Raw genomic sequence first — 1,816 nt, forward strand, 5'->3', positions numbered from 1 at the left:
ATGGCTGAACAGCCGCTCGGCTTTGCGGTCGGGTGCATAGACATAGGCGATGCCGGGCGGATCGAGACCACCCCAGGGCCTGTCGTCGGCGGCATAGGCCCACAGCTGGCCGGTCTTGGTGCGCCCTCGACCGGGATCGAGCACCGGCACCGTCGTCTCGTCGGCGAACAGCTTGGACCTCGCGCGAAGCACCGTGAGAAGGCGCTCATGCAGCGGGCGCAGATGGAAGGCGGCATGCCCAACCCAGTCCGCCAGTGTCGATCGATCGAGAGCGATGCCCTGGCGGGCATAGATCTGGACCTGCCGATAGAGCGGCAGATGATCGGCATATTTGGACACCAGAACCTGGGCGACCGTTGCCTCCGTCGGCAGTCCGCCCTCGATCAAGCGGGCCGGAGCCTCGGCCTGCAGGACGCCATCTTCGCAGGCTCGGCAGGCGTATTTGGGACGTCGAGTGACGACAACGCGGAACTGCGCCGGCACCATGTCCAGCCGCTCGCTTTTGTCTTCGCCGATCTGGTGCAGTTCGCCCTGGCAGCAGGCGCAGGTCTTGTCGTCGATGTCGACGACGACCTCGATCCGCGGCAGATGCGCCGGCAGTGCTCCGCGATTGTTGCGGCGCTTGCGCGCTCGTTCGGCTCCGCCTTCCGGGGCTGTTGCGTCCTGACCGGCCTCGGCGGAGGCCGCGACCTGCTCGACATCCTCGAGGCCCAGCAGCATCTGCTCCTCAGGAAGCGACTCCGCTTTCCGACCAAAGCGATGGCGCTGCAATTCCTTGATGATCTGGCGCAGCCGCTCGCTCTCGTGCCGCTCGGCAAGCAGCATTGCCTTCAGCGTCTCGGGATCATCAGGAAGGTTATCGCTCACAAGCAAATCAGAGCATATTCGCGCCCGCCTGACGACGTGCTCGATGCCCCTGATTCACTTCGCCGCAGCGCGGCCCACAATTATCCGGCTTGCGTCGGGACGACCGTCTCCCGTGCCGCGTGGACACGCCGCCAATCAAGCCCTTCGAGCAGCGCCGACAATTCCGCCGCCGACAAACGCATCACGCCATCCTCGATCTTCGGCCAGCGGAAGACGCCTTCCTCGAGCCGCTTGGCGAACAGGCACAAACCCGTGCCATCCCAGAAGATCAGCTTGATCCGGTCCGCCCGCTTGGCACGGAACACATAAACAGCACCCGAGAACGGATCGGCCTTCATGTGCTCGCGTACCAACAAAGCAAGCCCCTCCATTCCCTTGCGGAAGTCGACCGGCTTGGTGGCCACCATTACCCGGACAGTTCCGGACGGGCCGATCACCGGCTTGCCTTCAGCGCATGGACAATGGCCGCAATCATCGCCACGTCCGCGCCTCGGCCGACCCGGATAGTGACGCCTTCGGCCTCGATCTCGATGCCCCCGACATCCGGCTTGACCTTGCGTCGCGTTGTCTTGCGCTCATGGCCAACCGCCACGGCCGGTACCCTGGCGTCTACCACCGCCGGTACAAACGGCGGATCGTCAGCCATCGGCGTCGGCAACCGGCGTGCTTGCCGGCGCCAGGTGAACACTTGTTGCGGTGTCAGCCCGTGTCGCCGGGCAATCTCGGAAACGACCGCCCCTGGTAGCAGCGTTTCCTCGACGATCCGGGCCTTGTCGTCCTTGGAGAACCAACGACGGCGTCCCGTCTCCGTGATCACTTCCAGCCGGCGCGCCGTCACGTTCGACTTAAGCGTATGGTCAAGCATAGACACGAGTCGATCCCTTCAAAGAGATCGTGAAACTCGCCTATCTCGTGTGCCGCGAGAAGGTGGGAGCGGAACGACGCTTAC

General features: G+C 64.4%; 3 protein-coding genes. All 3 read right to left on the bottom strand.

What is annotated here, in order from left to right; genetic code table 11:
• A partial coding sequence (tnpC, locus tag ACZXDY_RS45730) for an IS66 family transposase (RefSeq protein WP_464349987.1) occupies positions 1-825 on the bottom strand: 825 nt, incomplete at its 3' end.
• A 122-nt stretch (positions 826-947) separates the two neighbouring features.
• A complete protein-coding gene (gene tnpB / locus ACZXDY_RS45735; protein ID WP_464349986.1) occupies positions 948-1,304 on the bottom strand; it encodes an IS66 family insertion sequence element accessory protein TnpB in 357 nt (118 codons plus the stop codon).
• Positions 1,301-1,732: an IS66-like element accessory protein TnpA gene (gene tnpA, locus ACZXDY_RS45740; protein ID WP_464349988.1), complete on the bottom strand. Its 432-nt coding sequence runs from the start codon at positions 1,730-1,732 to the stop codon at positions 1,301-1,303. The genes tnpB and tnpA overlap by 4 nt, the downstream gene beginning before the upstream one ends.
• Positions 1,733-1,816 lie beyond the last annotated feature (84 nt).

The organism is Bradyrhizobium sp. LeoB3 (genome assembly GCF_055456055.1).